Origin of the sequence: Sphingobium cupriresistens LL01, from assembly GCF_001046645.1 — a bacterium.
Classification (GTDB): domain Bacteria; phylum Pseudomonadota; class Alphaproteobacteria; order Sphingomonadales; family Sphingomonadaceae; genus Sphingobium; species Sphingobium cupriresistens.
This window is the reverse complement of sequence record NZ_KQ130435.1, coordinates 113,895-135,830: the sequence shown is the minus strand read 5'-3', so window position 1 is coordinate 135,830 and position 21,936 is coordinate 113,895. Positions and strand designations below refer to the sequence as shown.

Here is a 21,936-nt window from a genome sequence, read left to right as displayed (position 1 = left end):
CCTTTTATCCCCGTAGGTGATTGGCGATGGAAGGCTCTATGTTTTGAGGGCATTTTTGCGGGGAGGACTGGGATAGGACATACGAACATGTGCGGCGTCATCTAGCGACTAAGGACACCTGCATCAATCCAGCGCGTATTGAGCTATCAAGGCTGCACGCAAGGCACTTGTCCCCATCTCTCCATCTATCGCCACGGTGGAGTTGTATGCCCGATCAACGAACAGGTCCAGTATCGCTCGGAGAAGATCATTTGCGTCTGACGGGTTCCAATCCGCACGCCCCCTCCATTCTACCGCCCACCGACGGCACATCTGACTGAACAATTCACGGTTGATCAAAGTCACCAAGTTCGAAAGAATCAATAAACATTCTTGAAGTTTTGATTGATCAATGCAAACGCGCAATGCGGAATTGCTCCGAGATATATCTAATTTTACAGCATTTCTTCCGGGCAAGATACCGTCAGAATGAACTATAGCGTGACGTAAATGCGTAATAACTTCAAAATAACGCAATAATTCTCCAAATGTTGATTCATTTAATTCGAAATTCAAATAATCCTTAAATACGCTTTTAAGCTCTTTCGCATCAGCGAATGATTTATGCTCAAAAGCGCTGAGACTAAAGTTACCATATTGGCCGTGCCAGATAGCGCCGCCCAAATTTACATTTTTATCAGATGCCCGCCCCTGTGAGATAGGGCACATGAGTAAAGCCCCGGATAGAATGCCACGGCAATAGTTCTCAAATGCCGACACTGCACCTAATATCAATAGACGCCCAATAATTGGATTAGCTGTAATCAAAGAATCTTGACCTGCTAAAACGATTTCTGTTCGGCTGCGCAAAAAAAGTTCAATTGGTGACTTTCTTTCGATCGCCTGAACATAGATTGATGCGTTCGGCAAGTTTGCCGTCCCCGGTATGGCTTGAACAAAGTTCCTGATATCATTCATGCAACATATTCTTCTGCGTAACGAAATATGCGTTCAGCCCACTTCGGCCCGATTTGCGGAACGCCTCTTAGTTCCTGCTTCGTGCTATCCAGCAATATGTCCTTCACTGTTCGGATCGCAGAGTGCTTTTTTATTTTAGCGGCGCGGCGCGGGGTAATGGGTAACGCAACGATATCTTGGCCCACCAGCGAGTGATAGACCGATGCGGTAGTAAGAGGGCTTCCGCAGTTCACACAGAATTTTGCGCCTTCACTGGGTCGCTCCGATCCGCATTGTTGGCAGGGTGGCAAGGCGAGCACGAATTGAGAGCTTTGGCCGTCGAATGCTTCCAGCTTGTCAGGATTGATCCGAGGCCATGCTTGATGACGCCCTCCTCCGAGTACACCCACAAATTGCTTCAGACTTTTGGTCCGCCGTCCAACAATGGCATTCTCGGTTACTAGATCGGCGAAATGCACGAAATAGATGTCAAATACGCCCTTGTCACCGCGACTGTTTTCACCGCTCGGCATAATCAAGCCAGCGTATTGGTAAAATCCGATTAATTTACCAAGTTCTGAAGATACTGGACGACGTATTGCTACCTCGACACCTTGGTTATCCAAAGATTTTTGGCGATTAAAATCTTTTATAAGAGATATGATTTGCGTATATATATCGTCTCCCCTAGATATAAACTTTTTATACATAGGAAGTTTAAATATAAGAGAATCAAAAACTGCATGGGCATCCTGCCTACTTTGTTTTGCGGCCTCTATTATTTTTCGTCTATCTATACTGCTCTTTCCTGAATTAATAATCGATTCCATGTTCCGGATCATATTCAAAAAAGCGCGCGGTATCCCAAACGCTGAATAAGCTAGAAATGGAATTATATCCGGGTCGCTGGCCAACTGTGAGGGGATTGAACCTCCAAAGCGACTTGCCGCCACGCCGCGCATGAAGTCAATATAGCCGTCGCTGTCTGGTCTGATCCAAACATCGATTTGCTCAGCGTCATGTCCAACGTGAAAACTTGGAGATAAGTTTGTTATGCCGGGGTATATAGCCGCTTTTGGAGCAATCCTTTGACCCTTGATTCGCCGGAAGAAGTCGAAAAAATCTTCCTGCTGCTTCGGCGAGAAAGCGTGTGCTGCGTCGTCAAGTAAAAGAACGCAGCGACTGTATTTGAAAATTGAGAGAGTTTCCTCGATTATTTCAGAAAGCTCGTTAGAGTGGTATTCAATTGATTGGTTGAATGCGGATGGATCACCTGCTTCAATAATCAGCAATGCACTGCTCACTTCGTCTAAAGCAGGTAGCGGACTAGCTTCTGAATCATGTCCAGCTAACGAAATAGCAGAGTGAAGAGCTTCATATATTTTCAATATAAGCCAAGTTCTGAACCAAAATGTTGCATTGGGAGTAGTTTGATACAGAGGTTCAAGTTTGAGAGATAATTTAAAGTTAACATATACAGGTAATGTTTTTAATTGTCGCTCACGAGCCATTTTATGATACGCACGTAACATCAATGTTGTTTTGCCGCAGCCTCTAGGGCCGACGAGCAATTTTGCCCCACCCGATGCAAGTTTACGAACAATTTCTGCCTCATAAGGATGGTCGATGGTGAGTGCATCGAAAGCGTCTGGGGGCAAATATTCCGCTTGTTCGATATATTTTGAAAGGTCGATGCCGTCGTCTAGCTCCAGACTATCCGTCGCAAAAAGATCGTCGCTCATTTTAGTTAAGACCAATTCAGCTGTTATAATAAGTTGGTGCTACAGCTTGAGCCAAGAGCCGGTCAATGCGCGACCGATAAATTAGACCCATTTTCATTCCCAAACACGCGGGTCAAGACTCTATTTCCTACCCCAGTCCCATCTTCCGGTGATGACGCTACCCACATTCTTGATGGCTACAATGGGATATTCACTACCATCTCGATCTGTGGGCTCTGCACCCGAAATCCTTCCTCAGATCGACCGGAACGCGCACCCGATATTGAAAGGTCGATCCTCGTAGCGACAGTCCGCGCGGCCATCGTTTGTGCCCCACCTTTGTGACCCACATTGGAATGGGATATTCTGTTTGTTTTGATGGTGTTAGGTTGATTTTCGATGGGTCATTGTGACCCACCTCTGTGTCCCAAACACGCGAAGTGACCCACTTTTTGGCAGGTTTTCGTTGATTTTCAGGGGTTTGGCAGCGGCTGGAGCGGGTAGCGGGGGACTGACGGGTGGCTTTGGCGTGCTTCGGTGAACCAGCGTCCATACCCATCATTTCCACCCCATCGTCCCCAGCTTCGCCTTCGATATCCATGATGATCCCGGCAACGCTCTCTCCCTGATCATGGGAAGGAGCATGGGCGGCAGACGCTGCCTCCGGCTTCTTCGAGCGTGATTTCATGCTGGTCTCCATGATGTGGATCGACGGTCGCCCAGAGCATGAGCGTCGATAGTCGGTGGATGACGATGCGGCCGCGACGATACCGGGCCGACGATCGGGCGAGATGATCTCGGCGCGATGCTGGTGATGACCGTGGGCGGTGAAGGTGGGGTTCCGATTGGACGCCTATCTGGTCGACGAGATGATCAGGCGGCGAGAAGCCGGTAGACGCTGGCGCGGCCGATTTTGAGCGTGCGGGCGATCTGGGTAGGTCCCAGTCCCTGATCCCGAAGCTCCCGGATACGGTCCGGATCGATGGTAGGGCGGCGGCCGATATAGGCACCGTCATTCTTGAGCTTGCGGGCATCTATTCCGCGCCGAATCCGGGCAGAAATGAAGTGCTTCTCGATGCGACCGACGAGTCCGAAGACGGTCAGGAGGACTTCCCCCATGAGATCGCTGCCGTCGATCGTGATCGCGGGATCGTGGATGCGCAGGATCGCCTTCTTCTCGATGATGCGCTTGGCGACGGCGAGGAGGTCGGAGGTATCTCGTGCGATCCTATCCGGGTGAAGGCAAAGAAGTTGGTCCCCACAATCGAGAAGTCGAAGTGCAGCCTCAAGCTGGTCCCGACCGGTCAGGCTCATGCCGCTCCCGACATCGCAGAACACGACCACGGCACCGAGCGATTCCAGCTTGGCCTTCTGGGAGGCGATGTCCTGCCCCTGATCAGTCGAGATGCGTGCGTAACCGAGAACCTTGCCCATGTTGTCTCCAATCGCCCCATATGGGTCTAGAGGTTGGCATCCGACTGTCTTGTAAGCCGATATTGGCCCCATACAGCACGCCGATCGCGTATCGCCGATCGTATTGCCACCCCTTACCCATGTGGGGCAGATTCTCATGAAGTCGGATCATAGGCAAGCTGTTGAACAACTTCGACAAAATTCCGATCTGGGCATATGATCGACCGGCAACGATGGGAGCCCAACGATGGACCTCTACGATCTCCGCCTCGGCGACTACGTCATTAAAGAGGACCAGCTCGACGGTCGCCTGATCGGCGAGGTCCTGCACATCCGTGCGAGGATCAGCTATTTGAACGCTGGCTTCCAATGCCGTGATTGGGTCGATATCACCACCGGCACCGCATATCCCTATCGCATCGACGCCTCCGACAAGCCGACCATATATAAGGCCAGCCCCGAGGACATCCAGATGTATGGTCTGGAGGATCGTCCCCGGCGAACCTTGCCCGCGATCAATGGTGGTCAGCCATAGTTGGGCGAGATCGTCGGTGGAAATCGTCAGCCCGGAGATCATCGACGGCATCGTGCCGGGAGATCGTCTGGGGATGATCGGGGAAAGCTGGGGATCGTCCAGCCTGATGATCAATGAAGTGACGGGCGCGACCGTCGTGGAATCAGGGCTGTGGGAGCACCGTATATAAGAAGTGTCGGCGGCCGATCGTGATGGCGGGATCGTGTGGTCAAAATCGCGGACAGGAATGTCGGTGATGCTGATCAATGAGGTGGAAGGGACGACCGGTCATCCGATGGCGTGATCTTGTCGGCGAGGACGCCCGGCGGCGTCACTCGGACTGCCTGCCGATCACCCCGCTGCTCCCGCCGGGACCAGCTCCTCGATCGTTGTCAGTTGATCTCAATGCACATCAACGGGAAGCAGGCCGAGTCCGGCTGATACTGGACCGCCCGCGCGCGCCCGCTGCGCTACCCCCCAGCCGTTGGCTCCCCCCCCACTCTCGCGGGGGGGTATTATCGGTATTGGGCTATATTATTAGGAAAACCAGTTAGCCCCCCCCTCTGGGGGGCAATCAGCCATTCAAAGCACTTGATCAGGGACGGATGGACGCGGCGCGTAGCAGAGCGGATGATCCGTCCTTGATCACGAGCGACGCGAAGGCGGCCGAGCCGAGAGCGTCCTCGCAGACATCCATCAGTCGAAATCATCAGCGACGTATCAGCCGGACTGACCTCTTGTCTCGATGATCCACGCGATCGCCCCTGCGCCGGTAACTATATCATAGCACCCGCCACTGGTGTGAATAGCGCGTGGGCGGCTCCTGCTCGAACGTCAGTATTCTGGCCATTTATAGCCTGATCAATCCGAGGCGATACGATTTCCCCTCACCTCGCTTTGAATCTTGAGATCAATCGTTCGACCCTGAAAAACGGTGCATGTAAGACGCTTCTTGTCACGATGCTGGCCAGCGCGAGACCGGTTCGATGTCCACGGGCATCAGCCGTTCCATCCCTTCGGCGTAGGGAGATCAGGGTAGCCACGGCTCCTTGATCGAGCGCCATCTTGGTGCCCTCACGGGGGCTTCCCAAGGTTTTCTAAAAAAATGTCCGCTCCGGCGGGCTGGATCGTCGCGCCCTCAAGCGCCCGGTCCGGGAGGTCGACCTCTTATTACGCACACTGGCAAGCACAAGGAAACGGAACATGAACTTGAAAGAACGAATAGACGCTGGACGAGACAGCGACGTCGCCCAGAGCTTCAGGGCAGCGACAGAAATGATCAACAAGGTCGAGAGTGGCGAAATGCCCGTCGCTTGGATAAGTGGCCCCGGCGGCTGCGGTAAGACTCACGCTGCGTTGGAGGCGATCAAGTCCTTCACCGATCGCGGTCTCCCTCCGATCTATTGCAATCCTTCCAGCTATCGGGACGTGGTGCAGTCGCTTAAGCAAGCGAAAGTGCACAATAGCGGCAGGCCAAAAGAACGGCGGCTCGTCGTGATGGAAGAGGCCGATGTCATTTTTCGAAGTGACAAGTGCCTCAACCTGCTCAAGATTGCTACGGATCGTGCCGGAACCGGCATGTATGATGGCATGGATGTGCGCGTGCCGATGGTTGTCACGACCAACACTCCGCTCGATGAAATTGCCGCAACCGACAAGGTTCGCGGCGAGCATCTCCGTGCCCTATTCAATCGTGTTCCGCCGGTGACCATCAGCTATGACCGCCGCGCCAATTATGATTATGCGGTGTCCGTTGCGCTGACCACGGACCTTTTGCGGTTCACGCCTGCCAAGCAGCAGATCAGCCGGGAAACGGTAGTCCGAACCCTCGAATGGTTCACCAGCGAGTTCAACCGGATCGAACTGCTGACAGCGCGCACACTGGTCAATATCGCGGAATATCATACGTCATTTTCGCCCGATACGGCCCGCACCATGCTTGACCGCCTGCTTCTTCCCAATGGGAACCATCGTAGGCTGCCAGCGCCGCCCACGAGTAATTGGACCGCTGTCGTGGATGAGGCAGTTGATCGGAAGCGTGCGTTGCGTAACGGATTAGCATGGGAGTCTAGGCTGAACACAGCTACATCGTTCCGCCGCGTGCCCGCCGCATCGATATTGCCCACTGTTCACAATACGCCCGCACCGCTGAATTCGGTTGAGTTCAGCGAGATCGAACCACTGTTCAAATGGGCAAACAAGATCGGTTGGACGGGCCACACTCTCAACTGCATTGCCGGTTGTTCGAAGGTCAGCCGGGCATGCAAGCATTGCTATGCAACCGCACTTATCGCGCGCGGCATGCACAACCTGCACAAAGGCTTGGCATATTGGGACCGTGGCAAAGCGCTGTGGACGGGCGAGGTTCGATATGATCGGCGTGTCCTGACGGAACGGCCGAAAACGTGGGGTAAGAAGCCGAGTCTCGTTTTCTTCACCTCGCTCTCCGACCCATTCCACGAGACGCTGCCGGTCGAAATCATTCAGGAGATGCTTGATGGGTGCGCCGCATTCCCCCAGCACATTTTTCAATGGCTGACCAAACGTCCGGAAAGGGCCGCTGCTCTGGCCGATACCCTGCGCTGGCCGGAGAACATTTGGATCGGTGCAACCATCGAAGAGGACAAGGAAGTTTGGCGCGCTGATGAATTGCGCAAGATACCGGTCGCAACCAAGTTCATAAGTGCCGAGCCTCTGGCAGTCGATGGTATGCCGTCGCTTGATCTTACTGACATATCTTGGTTGATCGTCGGTGGCGAAAGCGGGAACGGAGCGGAGCCAATGCACATCGACTGGGCACGAAGCCTCCGAGATCGCGCGGTGGGTGCGGGCACGGCGTTTTTCTTTAAGCAATGGGGCGCTCATGGACCGGATGGCAAAAAGCATGAGCGGAAGGCGGGAGATAATGACGTCCTTCTCGACGGTCGCATCTGGCATCAGTTCCCGCGTGTCGCGCTGGACCACGGTCTGAAATTTCAACGCTTTGGCATGAAGCGCTGAGGTCAACATTGCCGGACTTGGCCAATGCCCGTCCGGCACTTTTCCGCCCAGCAGCCAATTGCCCGGCGGGTATTTTCGATGGATGAATGATGGGTAAGGATTCGAAAGACCACGATCGGCAGCAGATCGATCTGGCAATCTCCCAAGTGGTGGAAAAATGGCCGCAGGGACCGCGCGCGTTGTTCGTCAACGCAATCAATCGACGTGAGGAATCGGCGCTGGAACGATTGCTGCGCGAAAACGCGGTCGCCCAAGATGGCTCCTATATCTGCCATGCATGGGACCTTTTTCTACCAGCGCGAGCCGACGTAAACGCCCACAAGATTGCGAAGGGCAAAGCCAAGCCGTCTGACTATGTCCTGTTTTCCGGGTCCTATTCAACGGGAGAGGCAGCGCCAAAAGATCGGCTTTCCTTTGGCCCGTATCAGATTTTCACCTTCGAATATGACCGCGCAAACGATCCTCATTTTTTCATGCAGCAGGTTTCTTGGGCGCTACCCATCAAGGAGCCGGAAAAATCGCGATACGGCAGAATCCATACACAGCTCAAAAATGAGTTCGCAGATTTCGTCCTGTTGTCGGTCGTGTGGTCGGGGAACAAGTCGTTCCACATCCATATCGTTTTTGAAGTGGCGACATATCGCGATCGCCATGGCGAACCTGATGTCGCGTCCCGGCACGCCGGATATCGCGCACACTGGGAAGTGCTTCGCTCGATCGTAGAATCCAACCTTGAGCCCAGTGAAGGTGCTGGCCCTGATAGCGATGTCGGGTGGCAAACGGCATATCGGCGCACACCTGATGCAACCCGCGTGATCGAGAAGCCCGGCCACCCTCTTGGGTTCGCGATTGGCTCCCAAGTCCGTCAGCTGGTGGTGTGGGAGCAGGCATCGAAACGCAAGAAATCCAACGTGATGTCGTTGTTCTTGTCGCCGACCCGCTATCCCGTCACGCCGCCTACATCTCCGGGCAGCGTCCCAATTTCGTTTCGGCGCTCGCCTTTGTCCGAGGAGCAAGTTCGACATATTGAGGCGCATCTCACGGCGCATTTTTCTGCGCCTCATTGCCCGGTGCAATTTTCCCATCTGGACTATGTCAGTGGGGCATATCGGGCGATGCTCCGGAATGGGCCGGGCGATCGGACGCCAGCTTCATATATCCATGAGGATTATGTCACGCCCCGGATAGTAGGGTCGAATTCCATCGATCCCGCCATGATCCCGCCACTGGCGCTGCCACTCGGACAGATGATGACCATCTGGTGTTCCGAGCTTGACCAGACCAAGGGCTTTGACCCTGAAGGACTCAAGGCCGCCTACGCTCGTCTGGATCGAGACCTGCCACGCTATCTGTTGGTGGACGGCGCGGTGATGCTCCACGCACCCGAAGGCATACGGAAATCGTCATCGATTATGCGGCTGATCCACCTGTCGACCATCAAGGGTGAGCGCGGTCGGCCGTCGATTTTCGCCTGTTCTTCCTATGCCAATGCCGATTCAAAGGCCCGCGAGTTCAACTTCCCCGACCGCGATAGTCCGGCAGCGAAGCGGCAGGACGGTTTCGTCGGCATTTTCTGGCGATCGGCCACACAACTCTACGGCGACACGGCGGACCGGCTCCAGCTTCCACGCCTGACCGTTTCCGACATTGCCGCTGCAAAACATAAGAATTTCTGGTCGATGGTGGAGCAGGTGCAGCCAGAGGTGATCAGGGAGATGCAGCGGTGGCACCGCGCGACCATGGACGAAATAGGAGACCGCAACCCCGTTCTCTTTACTCATCACGAAGTCGCGTTCCGGTGGCGCGACAATGGTGTGACGCGACAGCTATTCTCGCCCGACTATTTCGACGCCGATTTCGATCGAAGCGCTGCCCATGAGAGAAGTCGCCCCAACTGGTTGATAGTTGACGAGGTATCGTCTCCCATGTTCGTCGACATGTTCAGTCCTGCCCAAATGGATTGGCTGGTCAAGCTTCGGGATCATTCGCCCAAGATATGGACTGGTGGCGCATTGGATCGCCAGCTTGACCAATTCGACAGACAAGAAAGGGTGATGAAAGGGAATGCGGGTATCGATATCTTCGTTGCCCGGCGTGCCCTCTCGGCAGGGCTTGAGAATTTCACCTCATTTGAGGTGCGGGACAGCAAGGAATACCCGCCGCGCGGCGACGATGCTGAAGACGCGTCGCACGGAAGGCCGATCTATCGACCATATGCTTGTGACGGTGATATCTACTTTCGTCGCACGCGGGATTGGTGGCAGGATGGGGAGTATCCGACCGCAGCTACTGTGATCATGACCACCACTGAAGCTGTTCCGGCGGCCGTAGCGCGCGAGGTGATGCCCGATTTGGTATACTACGCCCCAGACCTGCGACTCGGCCGCGATACCGTGGATGTCTACGCGTCCCGCAAGATCATCACGGATAATATCCCGGCCATCACGGCAGAATATCAGGGCAAGCCCGACACCCACATCATCAGCAACAAGCTGGGCGAAATTAACAACGCCACCAGCCATTTCGAGGCACGGGGGGCCAACGATCTGGCAGACCAGAACATCGTTCAGGTCGTCACGATGTTCCCGCCTTCGCAATATGGGCAACTGCGGGCTATCGGAACGTGGCTAGGTCGGGATGATCTGGTCCGACTTGCCCACATTGACCAGATCAACCAGTCATGTGGGCGAAATCGCGGTCCGCGCAATCGGGGAGCGGACCATGTGATGCTGATCAGCCTGAATTTGTATCGCATCCTCAATGCCTGTCCGGCCGCAATGAAGGAATTGCGCTATGCGTTTCGGACAAATGTGGATTCGACCCAACGCGCGAATGCGAAGAAAGGCAGCAAAATCCAAGACTAAGCCTCAACTAGGGCCGCATGAGCCGGGTCGTATCGGTAATTTACGATCGAACCATCCCTGATCTTTTCAACCGCTGCGTCGATCACGGCTAGCGGCACTAAGAACCATTCTCGCGGCCTCACCGGATTGCCGAACCGATCGCGGATTGTCAGATCGACCTGAGCAGGGGCGAAGACCCGGTGGATCAGTGCCTCCAGCTTCGCACGGTTGATATTGAAAAGATTGTAGCTGGCGACGATCTCCACTCCTGCAAGAAGATAAGTCGCATCCTTCGAAGCGTTGGCAATCCGAGCTTCGATCGAACCGCCGGTTACGCCGATTTTGTGGATTAGGTCTCGATGCTCGGCGATGGTGGCGTGGTCCGAATTGCTGCGCAACACATAGATTGTGCCGCTTTCCAGATCGCCATCTTCTGATGTTGCTGCGAAAAGTGGACCGGCGTCCGGCTCAGTGATCCGCCGACCGGCATCATCCTTGTATAGCGCGCGCTGCAAGGAGCGCAGCAGCAGGTTGCTCTCCGTGGCATTCGAGTAGACGACCTTCAGGCGGGCGTCCGTTTCGCCGTTTGGCGCACGGATGGGTTCGCCCACTTCAGCGACATAGGCGATCTGCCCGCCAAGGATGAAGAACTGACCTTTGGTGATGTCGGCCTTGAGGAATCCGGCATCCTTCACGAAGGGGCGCGTGACTCGCACGCCGCTGTCGAGGTCGCGCTCGACCTGCTCAAACAGAGGTTTGAATGCGGTGAAGTTCTCGCACTTCTCGCGGTTTGCAATTTCCTCAGCCGCACGGCGCTCGTCGGCGGATGGCACATGCCGCAACACGCGAATATCGTCAGCAGCAGGATCGACCGCGATCCCAAGCTCGGCGAGCAGGGCGTCGTCGTCGATGTTCTCTACGGGCATCGCTGCTTCCACATCAGCCATGCTCAACAGGCCATGGGTATCAAGCGGTGTGAGAAGCTCGCGGCACTCGTCGAGTTCGCGCAGCCGGTCAAGGCGAACGGCATAAAGGCGCTCGAAGATGTCGCGATCCTCGCCGTGCAGGGGGGCGCGCCCATGCTCGTCGTGGAAGCGCACGATATCCTCAAACCCCGCGATGATCCGCTCCTCGCGGGGCGTGTAGGTCCGGGCCTTGGGTTGTTCGATGGCTACGCCAAGTTCGGCAAGCAGTTCATCATCAGAAAGGTCAGCCATTCGCAGTAGCCTCTGCGCGGTAGCGAGCGAAGGCGGCAACCCCCTCAGCGAGCCGTTTCTCCCATGCGTCCTGCGCATTGATGTCGGGCAGGCGTCCGCGCTCCTTTTTGAACCGCAGGGCGCGCTCGGCAAGATCACGGGCTTCCTCTGCCGAGATTTTCACCTTCCGCGCCGAAATCACGGCCTGCACCTGCTTGAGGATGTTTGCATCCATGGACCGGGCGAGCACCGAATAAGCCGCTTCGAACGGGTTGATGCTGTCGATTAAATCGATGTCCAGATCGCGGACATCCATCGCAAATTTCCGCACGCCGTCGATCAACGCGGTATTGAGGGTGGGCTCTCCACCCTCGACATCTCCGCCCCCGGCGAGCTTCTTCGCGCGCTGTGTGAGGTTGAGCGCGGCGATGGCGTGCTGGCGAACAGCCTCCTGATCATCGGCGCTCAACTCGGGATAGCGATCGCGCACGATCTTTCCCATGCGTAGCTGGGTCAGTTCCTCCGGCACCACTTCCTCGTCGAACATGCCGCGCTCAAGGGCGGTCTTGTCCTGCACAAACTGGGTGATGACCTCGTTCAAATCCTCCTGACAGATGCGCACCGCCTCGTCGCTTTTGGGTTCGACAAGGCCATTGATCTCGAAGTGGAATTGACCGCGCTCCTCATTGAAGCCGACATTGGTCTGCCCCTCCTGATAGCCACCGGGCCCGTAGTCGAAGTCGTCGATCGGGCCGCGATCCTTAGGTGTGAAGGTAAAGCGCGGCGCGAGCACCTGCTCCATGAGAAGGCTGGCGGCAATGGCCTTGAGGGTGTCGTTGATTGCGCCAACCACTGCCGCCTCGGAGGCGTCGGGCTCGGCGATCAAGTTCGTAAAGGTGGAGGTTTCCTTCCCCGGCGCGTCACGTGTGGCGCGGCCTATGATTTGGATGATCTCGGTCAGGCTCGACCGATAGCCAACTGTCAATGCATGTTCACACCAAATCCAGTCGAATCCTTCTTTCGCCATCCCGAGGGCGATGATGATGTCCACATGATCGCGGTTATTCTTGTGGGTGGGGTCTTTCAGCGCAGCAAGCACCTTGGCTCGCTTCGCCGGATCGCTGTCATCGACAAGATCGGCGATCTTCAAAATCCGGCCATCCGGCAGCTTCACATGATGGAAGCCGGTCCGGGGATCGGCACCCTGCCATTCGCCTAGATATTCCATGATCTCCTCGACTTCCTTGATCTTGTCCTTCGTGCTCTCGCGCGAATTGACCGAGGGGATGTGGACGATCGTCTTCTTCGCCGGATCGAGAACAGCCTCAATCGCGTCGAGATAGCGCTCGGAGTAGAAAAAATAGCCGATGTTGAGGGCCTTGAGATGCTCATAGCCGTTCAACTGCTCATAATATGTGTAGGTGACCGGCTCGAACCGCGCCTCATCCTCGGGCATGAGGACCGGCACCGCGTCACCCCTGAAATAGCTGCCCGTCATCGCGACGATGTGCGCCTTGTCGCGACGGATGAAGTCGGCAAGCTGGCTCCCAAGGCGGTTGTCGGCACTGGCTGAGACATGGTGGAACTCGTCTACCGCGATCAGCCGGTCATCGAACGCCTCAACGCCAAGCTGCTCTACCGCGAAGCGGAAGGTCGCATGGGTGCAGACCAGCACGCGGTCGTCGCTGGCGAGGAACTGGCCGACCGCGCGGACCTTTGAGGGATCGACGCGCTCCTCATCCGGCCCCGGCGCGTTGCAAAGATTCCACTGCGGCTTGACCGTCCAATCGGCCCAGAAGCCGAATTTGGAGAGCGGCTCATCAGAGAAGCTGCCGCCGATCGACTTCTCAGGCACGACGATGATCGCCTGTTTCAGCCCCTGATTGTGGAGCTTGTCGAGCGCGATGAACATCAACGCGCGCGACTTCCCCGAGGCGGGAGGCGACTTGATCAGCAGATACTGCTCACCCCGCTTGTTATAGGCGCGCTCCTGCATCTCGCGCATGCCCATCGCGTTGGGCTTGGCGGAGCTGCCGGTGCGGGCGGTCTGAAACGAGACGGCGGGTATGGGCTTAGCAGTGGTCACTGCGCACGCACTCCGTATTTCTGAAATTTCGGCAGCAGTTTACCCACAAGCTCAAACTCATCCTCAAACTTCTTGAGCAGCTTTTTCGCGCCAACCGCGATCTCATCCGCGTCCTGCACATCCCGGATGCCAAGGGAATTCTGCTTGAGAAACTTGGAAAACCGTTTGCCCTCCTCAGCCGCACCGCGATGGAAACGGACCTTGTCCGTGCCCGATTTGGCCGCAGCATCGATGATTTTCTCAATCAACGCCTGTCGGAACTCGTGTGACGATAGCGGCCCTACCTCTGCATAGAGGCGCAACTGCCCGCCGTTGCCATCGGCATCCGAAACAAGCTGGAGCCATGCCACCAGCGGATATCCCATCCACCAGTCCTCACACCCCTCCCAGTCATAGCGCTCCCCGCCAAGACCATCATACCACTGGGCGGGAAGGAAACTTGCCTTGTCGTTCTCGATCCAACCGAAATGATATGCCTTTCTATCGATAGTGACTGGCACCTCGCGGTCAGGGTCGTCCCCAGCAATAGAATGCATTGCTATGGCGAAGTCCGAATTTGCGCCATGCTCCATCACAAAATCGAGCACCTTCTTGTGCTCGCGATAGAGTTCGCGCGCGAGCTTCTCCATTTCGGTGCGCTGTTGGCTCACTCCCAATTCTTCCTCCAGAATTTCAATGTAATGGTTGAGGAAGGTCTTTGCCTCAACGGTGAGCGATTGCGCTTCTCGGGTGAGCACATCCGGCAGGATTTCGCAAATCATGTCGTAATTGATTGGCGCATACCGGGGATCGGCAGGTTCCTCGTCATGAAGCGTGAGAAAAATGCCCCTTACGGTCAATTCGCGCTCCTCATGCTGAATGAGCGTCTGCACCTTCTCGATGTATCGCGTTAGCTGGCCACTATGCTGCCTGCTGTCGAACTTGTTCTCGACGACAAATGCCCATCCTTCCTCGGGGAGGTGGATGAGGATGTCGATGTTTTGCCATTCGCGACGAATCTGCGCTTTTCGCAAGTCGGCGCGGACGACATCAAGTGCGGTGGGAAACCCGAGAGTGGCCTGCCCACGCAGTGCTTCACCGAGGAAAGCCTTCAAGAACTGGTCGCTTAGCCCGTGACTTTCTTGGGGGTTGAGCAGCCAAGCAAGGATAGCCGAATGCCGTATCTCCATCCGCTCCATCCGCATGACGCGGATCGGATTGAAGCGACTGAGATGCGCAGAAATCTGCGCCAACTTCCTATTGTTGACGAAGACCGCCTCAAAATCTGTCGACTCGATCTCCGGCTTTCCCGTTGCTACCTCGATCAAGCCGCTTTCCCCTTCGTCGCCATCTTGGTGTAAAGGTCGAACAGCTTTTCGAGTCGCTCGGTATCATTGCGGAAGCGGCGGCCGATATAGATGCGTTCGAGCACTTCATCGTTTTCCTCGTGAGCGTGACGCAGGTCGGCAGGCATGGCCTTTGGGTCGTAGAGGTCAGCGATGGTCGCCGGAAAATGAGCTTCGCGGGCGAGCAGAATGTGTTTAGCGCAGCGGGTAAGGTCTGCCTTGTTTTGTTCGGTGAGCTTTAGGAGCGGGAAGGTATTCCAGCCGAGAGTGCTCGAATAACGTAAGTCTGTTTTAATTTTGCCGCAGATTGTTGTAATCCAAGCCAAATGTAGCTTCGACAACAGAATTGATAAGATCCAAATAGGAGGGTCGAGAACCATGAATAAGGCGTTGCTGGCGACAGCTTTGTCATCTGCATAATCAACGGGTAGATATTGGCGGTTCTCGGAAGAGTGTGCGGCAACCAAAATTGACGAGGCTTCGCCTTTGCCGGGTGACTGGACAAACCGGTGGGGTGTTCGAGCATACTTTTGGGTTGAAGCAGCGGAGCTTGCGGCGCGCATTTTTGCGACTTGATCAAGGCGACTTTGAATGCCGAGAATCTTTGAGGCTGCATCCGCTTCGCTATCTTCAATCCAAAGACAGTAGCGCAGCGTCCCGTTTATGAGTTCCTCAGCCCCCAGATAGCGGGCCACATAAGCCTTGGCCTCAGGGTAAACCCTCAAAAAGTCAGATTTCTCTTCGAAGTTGAGGCTTAGATGGCCACCATCACGAGGCATATTTCCGAACAGCATTTCAGGAAGGCCGGATATGTTGACCTCACTCGGAGAAACAGCACTCACATTCGAGGCTGTCAAATATGGACTGATTGCGTCCGCCTCCTTTACAACCGTGCCTTCGAAAATCAACCGTGTCGGTCTGGTTCCCTTCGCTGCAACTCCAACGATTGCAACGGTGACTCCCGCTGCATTAGCGGCGAGATTGCCCCATCTGAAAGATTGGTGTGCGAAGATGATTTCGAGATCGTCTTTCAACACGACCGGCCATAACAGGCCAACCTGTAGGCCCTGATTCAGCGAGTTTGTCGCTACGAATGCAAATGCCGCTTCGGTCTTGCGAATATAGTCTGCAGCTTTGATAACCCATCCAGCGACATAATCCAGAGACTTCCACGACCTGATTAGAGGTTCAAGCACAGGCCCAAGATCGTCCTTATGCTCCTTCGACTGTGTGCGGCTGCCAATGTATGGAGGATTGCCGCAGATGTAGGTCTCGCCCCCTGCATTCTCGAAGTCGATCTCCGACTGATCAAGCGGAGTCTCGAATAGATCGTCACTGCGCACCCTCACGCCCGTTCCAGTTGGCGGGAAAATGCTCGGCCAATCAAGCCGCAGCGCATTGCCGCAGGTGATCCAGTTCGCTGAATCTAGAGGTAGAAATTCGGCCAGCGCCTCCTGTTGGCCGCGATACAGCACATCGCATTGAAACTCGGCGATAATGAGGGCGAGGCGCGCAATTTCAGCAGGGAAGTCGCGAAGTTCGATGCCTCGAAAGTTGGTTAGCGGTATGTCGCTGCGCCGATCGGGTTCACCCCGTTGCCGATTAATCTCAGCCTCTATCTCTCGCATCTGCTTATAGGCGATGACGAGAAAATTGCCCGACCCGCAGGCCGGATCGAACACCCTGATCCGCGCCATGCGGTTGCGCAGGTTGAGCAGCTTGCGGCTATTATTGCCCGCTTCTTCCAGCTTTCCTCGCAGATCGTCGAGGAACAACGGGTTCAGCACCTTCAGGATGTTCGGCACACTGGTGTAGTGCATGCCAAGCGCGCCGCGCTCCTCGTCGTCGGCCACGGCTTGAATCATCGACCCGAAGATGTCCGGGTTGATCTTCTTCCAGTTCAGGTTGCCTATATGGTTGAGGTAGGATCGGGCGATCTTGGTGAAGCGCGGCACCTCGGTGCTGCCGCTGAAAAGCTGGCCGTTCACATAGGGGAACTGGTTGGCGTAGCGCGCGATTCCCGCCGACTGGCGATCCGCGATCTTCGTGTCCATCGCACGAAAAATCTCGCTGATGACTGCATGCGTGTCCGAGGAATCCCGCGCGCTCATCTGCTCGACGGTCTTGGTGAATAGCCCTTCGCCGACGAAGATGTCGGTATCCTCCGCGAAGAAGCAGAAGATCAGCCGCGCCATGAAGTGGTTCATGTCTGGGCGGCGCTCGGCCTTGGCCCAGTCCGGGTTGTCCTTCAAAAGCTCGACATAGAGCTTGTTGAGACGACCCGTCGCCCGGATGTCGAACGAGCTTTCCCGGATTTGCTCGACGGTGGTTATGCCCGCCAACGGCAAGAAAAAGCCGAAGTGATCCGGGAAATCGGCATAGTCGCATGCGACCGTCTCACCGCTGGTCCGATCCTCGGCCTGAAAGGAATCGCCGTCCGTCGCGAGAATGAACTTCGCTTTGACCGTCGCCGTTTTCGGGCTGTCGCGAAGCAGGCCGAGCGTCGCCTCGACCTCACCGGCATCGCAAGTCGCGATGTGGATATTGCTGCGTTGGAGCACGCCGCCGACATCGGACTGGTTCGTCGAGCCGGTGCGCAGCCGCTTGATGGTCGTCTCAGGGTTGCCGAACGCGCGCAGGAACGAAAAGGGAAACTCCCCCCGATCAAAGGGTTCAAGCGCAAGCTGCGAAACGGCTTCTTCGATCTCAACAGGATTCATACAAGCACTATAAAGGTGAGCGCATCATGCCGCCAGCGAAACGCATCTTCATTGCAATTTTACGATCTTCAACCGATCTGGTGCCCGCAGAACGGGGGGGGGGAGGCTGACCAGCAAGAGAACTCACCTTTCAGGTTACGCAGCACCTTCTTGCTCCTCTCCGGCCATCGCAACTGGAGATCAGTCTGACTTTCGTGCCTTCTTCTCCCGCTTTTCCAGCGCCTCTTCCAGTAGCAACCGCACGAAATCCCCCTGCCTCGTCTCGCCGCGAAGGGCGTCGAGGCGCGCCCTAGTGCCCGCTTTCGCGCGAAAATGGATTGCCTCGTCAAAGAGTTTGGGTTTGGTCACGTGGCCACGAATAGCGATACCGCTTTCTTTCATCTAGTCCCCAACACATCGATCGTCGAAAAACTTATGCGATACCGGATAAGTTAAACGATACCGCTTGTAAACGGGTTGACGTGTATAAATGATACCGGTTATGGGCGTTACCCGGTATCGGTTTACAAGCTCAATGAGCTGCTCTTGGGGGTATTGATGGAAGGCTTGCGTCCACTTTTTCGCTATTTCGAACTGTCCGGGCGTTCGGGCCGTGCTGAGTTCTGGAAGTTCTGTGCGTTCGTGCTGATGGCTGAAACGCTGGCAGCATTTCTGGATACTGGATCGAACAACAAGGTCCCGGTCATCACCAGCATCATCGTGGTGGTCACAACCATTCCCCAATGGACCGCCACGGTCCGCCGCCTGCACGACATCGGCAAGAGCGGATGGGCTATGCTGTGGCCGATCGGCATTGCAGCCATCGGAGCTGTGGTTGCTGGCATGTCTCAACAGGTCAACGAATATGGCGAAAAGGCCCAGTCTCCGATCGGCCTGATCGCTATCCTGCTGATTCTCGGCAGTTTCGGATACGGGCTGTATCTGTTGACCAAGGCCGGGGATGAATATGAAAATCAGTATGGCGACCCAGACAACCATGTCCCGACCGCCTTTGCCGAACTCATCGGCATGTCCGTGGATAGCGCCGATCGCCCCTCTGCCGCGCACCGCCCTGCGTCGAAAGCTGGTGGCGTGGATGAGGCAATGGCCCAGATCGAACGGCTCGGCCAGTTGCGCGAGAAGGGCCTGCTGTCCGACGAAGAGTTTGCCACCCAAAAGAGCGCAATTCTCGCCCGAGTTTAGTGCCGATCTGACCGTTCAATTTCGCGCCGAGAGTAGCAATCCCGCCGCAAGCTGGAAGAATAGAAAGGCGATATTTGTGGTGCCTGACGGTCGATGGCGCGCGGTTGCGATGACCGTGATGTCGCTTGGTCTCGCCGGATGCGACGGAGCCGGGATGCCATCGTGTGATTCCGTCGAAGAGGATGTCATACGTCTGGAGGAGGGCGCGCTCATCAAAATCGTCAAGGCACGCGAGGTATCCCGCACATCCCGCGAGGTCGTCTGTCGAGGAGTGGCGGTCTATCGCGACGGCGATGAAATCAAAATGCGATACCGGGCTTACATCGACGAGGATCGCGATCTGATGATCGCCTACGATACGGATGAAGCACAACAGGAGGCAATCGACCGTGTAGAGGCAGAAGCCGAAGAGGCAGGCCGCAAGGCTGCTCAAGAATTCGAACGCGAGATGGATCAGTCTATGCGCGAAGCGATCGGCTCTGACCGCTGGGAGGCAGCTAAGCCCGATCCCGACGGTTACGGTTTCTGACCGTTGACCCGTGCGACCGCTTCAGCCGGGCCGACCCAAGAATAGAGGTCAATAAAGTCCTCGATCTCCCTTTCGGTGTTGCCCATGGCGCGGCGCTTCTCTCTAATGATCGGGACCATCTTGTCCCGCAGTCGCTCGAAGAAATTTGATGAAATGTCGTTCATAGTGAAGTATTTAGCGAGATTCCATGATCCCGCGCAGGAGGCCCGCCATGACAATATAATCTGATCTAGGAGAATGTTATGACGTCCATTGCACCCCTGTCGGGCTGGATGCTCGACCAAATCGTGCGTCTGGATGAGGTTAAGCCGGGCTTTGCAGGCGAGATGTTGCGTGCAAGCGCAGAGCGGCGGCAGGTCGTTTCTGCTTTCTTGGCGGTAACCGACCACGCATATGAAGCCCCGACCGATACAGCTGCTTTTCTCTCCAGTGCTGACCACCGCAGTATTTTGGGCAAAGCGTTTGGCCGCGTCCCCCACGGATTGCGCGGAGCCCTCAAGCGTAGTGGCCCGCAGCCGCATGATCGGAAATTCTATTACCGACTGTTCAAACATTTGGCCGACTCCCCACGACACGTCACCACTGCGATCGCACGATCTGAAAAACTTGATCAGGAGCGGTTTGCAGTGATCGAGGCGTTGCCCGCAGACTTGTGTGACATCCGCATCGTTTCACGCATCGACGATCGCAAAAAGGCCGCCGATATAGTGTTGGCCATCGACTTGATGGAAAGGCGTGGCCTTTGTCGTGCGACCGTCGTCGAGGGATTGCTGCGCTCGTCCCGGCCAATTGCAAAGGTCGTTCGGCGCTGGTCGCTCAATATGGCGTTTCCGCCGGGGCCGATCCCCGCGTGTCAAGGATTCCGGCCAATTACCAATGGAATCGAATTGAGGCGCGTAGCCAAGCAATACCGAAACTGTGGTCGCAACTACCTTATGCCGGTTCAGTGCGGCAACCATGCGTTTGGCGAATTTTCGCATGATGGCCGAGAGGTGCTGATCAGCTTTGACCGGGCCAATGGGATGTGGATCGTGGATGGGGTGTATGGATTCAGGAACAGGGACGTGCATCCGGATTTGTCGGCCGCAGCATATGCTTTTGCGGCAAGGCATGGTGTCCCGGCGCACGAAATTCGAAATAGGGGCGATCAGGGAGTCGAAGCTCTGCGTCGTTTGGCGCTGCGCTTCGTGGACTGGAACTCGTGACGAATGTCGATCAACCAGCACGGCCATTTGCCGTGGCATTCATCGACTGGTTCGCCGCCAAAGCCGATCTCCACGACGCCATGGTGATCGCACCGCACGCCGATCTCGATGCTATTACTTTCAAATTTAGCATCGGCGGCGGCGCACTTCATGGATATGCTCATCCGCGACACATTCTGGATGCACAACTAGCGTCTGGACGTGATCGAAATCGCAGATTCGCTTTATCCATATTCATATGCGCCAACGGATCACACGATATCGGGCTAATTTCTGTTCCCGTGTGATGGTGCCCACATCTACGAAAGATGAGTTGGTCGCATTTTCCCTTTTTATTCGCGCAAATTCCCGCTGGGCTTTCCTGATCGAATTGCCCCATGTGAAGACATCCGTCTTTATGGGCTCGACTTTAATTAACTTATTTTCATCGCCATGCCAAAACCGGCATAGAAGCCCAGCATCATCATCAACAAAGACGCCAATCCCTTTATCACTGTGCCGAATGATGTCGCCTGATCTCGGTCGGTGTTTTATTATAGGAACCCAAACCCCATATTTTTCTGCTACGAGATTCTGTTCGGCAACGATTTTCCAGAATGCCTCTTCAGACAATTGCGTCATTGAGCCAATTTTAAGATTATTTGGCTGAATATCGATCACAATAGCCCGATCGCGCCGCCTCTTTTTTCTCGCGATTGATACATCGAGTTTTTCCATAGTTTCTTTGGATCGCTCGGACAGTTCAAGTTCTCCAGTCATTATGTTCGGACGAGCGACAAGATGAATGGCTATGTCGTCCGATTGTTCGCCAGCCGGTCTATGGACATACTTATGCAGCGCCTTGATGGAGATGCCCATCTTGACCATTTCCACAGATGCCAGCGGTCGCGTCCATGCTACACCCGTTCTTGTCGGAACCGGCGGAGAACCATCGCTCCAGTTGTTGAGAATGTCACATAGCTTTTGAAGACTGTTCGCTCCTAAGGAAGCCGCTCTCGCAATTTCGAGGGCAATGCGAAGGTCATGCCGTTCCGCGCGCTCCCTTCGACCCTGAAGGATTTTCTGTCGGCCGAGGGCGCTGTTAGGCGGCTGCTTATTCATCAGGATAAATTAATCTATCTGAGTCGCTTGGTCCATCTGGCTGACGGGCATTTCGCCACTCTCGACCTTGTTGATCATTTCTGTCGCTGCCCTGAAGCTCTGGGCGACGTCGCTGTCTCGTCCAGCGTCTATTCGTTCTTTCAAGTTCATGTTCCGTTTCCTTGT

Annotated in this window: 17 protein-coding genes; 7 read left to right on the top strand and 10 right to left on the bottom strand. The window is 55.5% G+C overall.

Features of this window, described 5'->3' with window-relative positions; all coding sequences use genetic code 11:
* Nucleotides 1–123 precede the first annotated feature (123 nt).
* The 3 genes from V473_RS23600 to V473_RS13595 form a co-directional block, all read right to left on the bottom strand.
* Nucleotides 124–957 (bottom strand): hypothetical protein, encoded by an 834-nt coding sequence (locus V473_RS23600; RefSeq protein ID WP_148648400.1) that lies wholly within the window; start codon nt 955–957, stop codon nt 124–126.
* Nucleotides 954–2,678, bottom strand: coding sequence for a zinc ribbon domain-containing protein (locus tag V473_RS23595; RefSeq protein WP_148648399.1), 1,725 nt, complete (start codon nt 2,676–2,678; stop codon nt 954–956). Before V473_RS23595 ends, V473_RS23600 begins: the two co-directional genes overlap by 4 nt.
* Nucleotides 2,679–3,530: 852 nt before the next feature.
* Entirely contained in the window at nt 3,531–4,091 is a 561-nt protein-coding gene (locus V473_RS13595) for a recombinase family protein (RefSeq protein WP_066605950.1), read from the bottom strand.
* A gap of 226 nt (nt 4,092–4,317) precedes the next feature.
* Here V473_RS13595 and V473_RS13590 point away from each other — a divergent pair, with 226 nt between their 5' ends.
* From V473_RS13590 to V473_RS13580, 4 genes are all read left to right on the top strand, one after another.
* The gene (locus V473_RS13590; protein ID WP_066605953.1) at nt 4,318–4,605 is read left to right on the top strand and encodes a hypothetical protein; all 288 of its coding nucleotides are present in this window, start codon (nt 4,318–4,320) and stop codon (nt 4,603–4,605) included.
* Nucleotides 4,606–4,621: 16 nt separating this feature from the next.
* Nucleotides 4,622–4,774: a hypothetical protein gene (locus V473_RS24120; RefSeq protein ID WP_216628555.1), complete on the top strand. Its 153-nt coding sequence runs from the start codon at nt 4,622–4,624 to the stop codon at nt 4,772–4,774.
* 1,013 nt (nt 4,775–5,787) lie between these two features.
* Nucleotides 5,788–7,584 carry a DUF5131 family protein gene (locus V473_RS13585; protein ID WP_082679138.1) on the top strand — a complete coding sequence of 599 codons (1,797 nt, stop codon included), beginning with the start codon at nt 5,788–5,790 and terminating at the stop codon, nt 7,582–7,584.
* 86 nt (nt 7,585–7,670) lie between these two features.
* A complete protein-coding gene (locus V473_RS13580) occupies nt 7,671–10,448 on the top strand; it encodes a hypothetical protein (protein ID WP_066605978.1) in 2,778 nt (925 codons plus the stop codon).
* Here V473_RS13580 and V473_RS13575 read toward each other — a convergent pair.
* The 5 genes from V473_RS13575 to V473_RS13555 all read right to left on the bottom strand — a co-directional run bounded on the left by V473_RS13575 (nt 10,445) and on the right by V473_RS13555 (nt 18,135).
* Entirely contained in the window at nt 10,445–11,644 is a 1,200-nt protein-coding gene (locus V473_RS13575; protein WP_066605976.1) for a GIY-YIG nuclease family protein, read from the bottom strand. The two genes, V473_RS13580 and V473_RS13575, sit on opposite strands and share 4 nt — an antisense overlap.
* Nucleotides 11,637–13,709: a DEAD/DEAH box helicase family protein gene (locus tag V473_RS13570; protein WP_066605973.1), complete on the bottom strand. Its 2,073-nt coding sequence runs from the start codon at nt 13,707–13,709 to the stop codon at nt 11,637–11,639. Before V473_RS13570 ends, V473_RS13575 begins: the two co-directional genes overlap by 8 nt.
* Nucleotides 13,706–15,016 (bottom strand): PDDEXK-like family protein, encoded by a 1,311-nt coding sequence (locus V473_RS13565; protein WP_066605970.1) that lies wholly within the window; start codon nt 15,014–15,016, stop codon nt 13,706–13,708. Before V473_RS13565 ends, V473_RS13570 begins: the two co-directional genes overlap by 4 nt.
* Entirely contained in the window at nt 15,013–17,754 is a 2,742-nt protein-coding gene (locus V473_RS13560; RefSeq protein ID WP_066605967.1) for a class I SAM-dependent DNA methyltransferase, read from the bottom strand. The genes V473_RS13565 and V473_RS13560 overlap by 4 nt, the downstream gene beginning before the upstream one ends.
* 180 nt (nt 17,755–17,934) lie before the next feature.
* The gene (locus V473_RS13555) at nt 17,935–18,135 is read right to left on the bottom strand and encodes a hypothetical protein (RefSeq protein WP_066605966.1); all 201 of its coding nucleotides are present in this window, start codon (nt 18,133–18,135) and stop codon (nt 17,935–17,937) included.
* Nucleotides 18,136–18,279: 144 nt separating this feature from the next.
* On the opposite strand from V473_RS13555, the gene V473_RS13550 reads away from it, so the two are divergent.
* Together V473_RS13550 and V473_RS13545 are read left to right on the top strand one after the other, a co-directional pair.
* Nucleotides 18,280–18,936, top strand: coding sequence for a DUF805 domain-containing protein (locus V473_RS13550; protein WP_148648398.1), 657 nt, complete (start codon nt 18,280–18,282; stop codon nt 18,934–18,936).
* Nucleotides 18,937–19,045: 109 nt separating this feature from the next.
* Nucleotides 19,046–19,465, top strand: a complete 420-nt coding sequence (locus tag V473_RS13545) for a hypothetical protein (RefSeq protein WP_066605961.1) — start codon at nt 19,046–19,048, stop codon at nt 19,463–19,465.
* Here the strand turns inward: V473_RS13545 and V473_RS24115 are convergent.
* Nucleotides 19,453–19,629, bottom strand: a complete 177-nt coding sequence (locus V473_RS24115; RefSeq protein WP_169793943.1) for a hypothetical protein — start codon at nt 19,627–19,629, stop codon at nt 19,453–19,455. The two genes, V473_RS13545 and V473_RS24115, sit on opposite strands and share 13 nt — an antisense overlap.
* A 78-nt stretch (nt 19,630–19,707) precedes the next feature.
* Here V473_RS24115 and V473_RS13540 point away from each other — a divergent pair, with 78 nt between their 5' ends.
* The gene (locus tag V473_RS13540; RefSeq protein WP_066605955.1) at nt 19,708–20,670 is read left to right on the top strand and encodes a hypothetical protein; all 963 of its coding nucleotides are present in this window, start codon (nt 19,708–19,710) and stop codon (nt 20,668–20,670) included.
* 234 nt (nt 20,671–20,904) lie between these two features.
* On the opposite strand, the gene V473_RS23590 is transcribed toward V473_RS13540, so the two are convergent.
* Nucleotides 20,905–21,771 (bottom strand): hypothetical protein, encoded by an 867-nt coding sequence (locus V473_RS23590; protein WP_148648397.1) that lies wholly within the window; start codon nt 21,769–21,771, stop codon nt 20,905–20,907.
* Nucleotides 21,772–21,936: the final 165 nt, after the last annotated feature.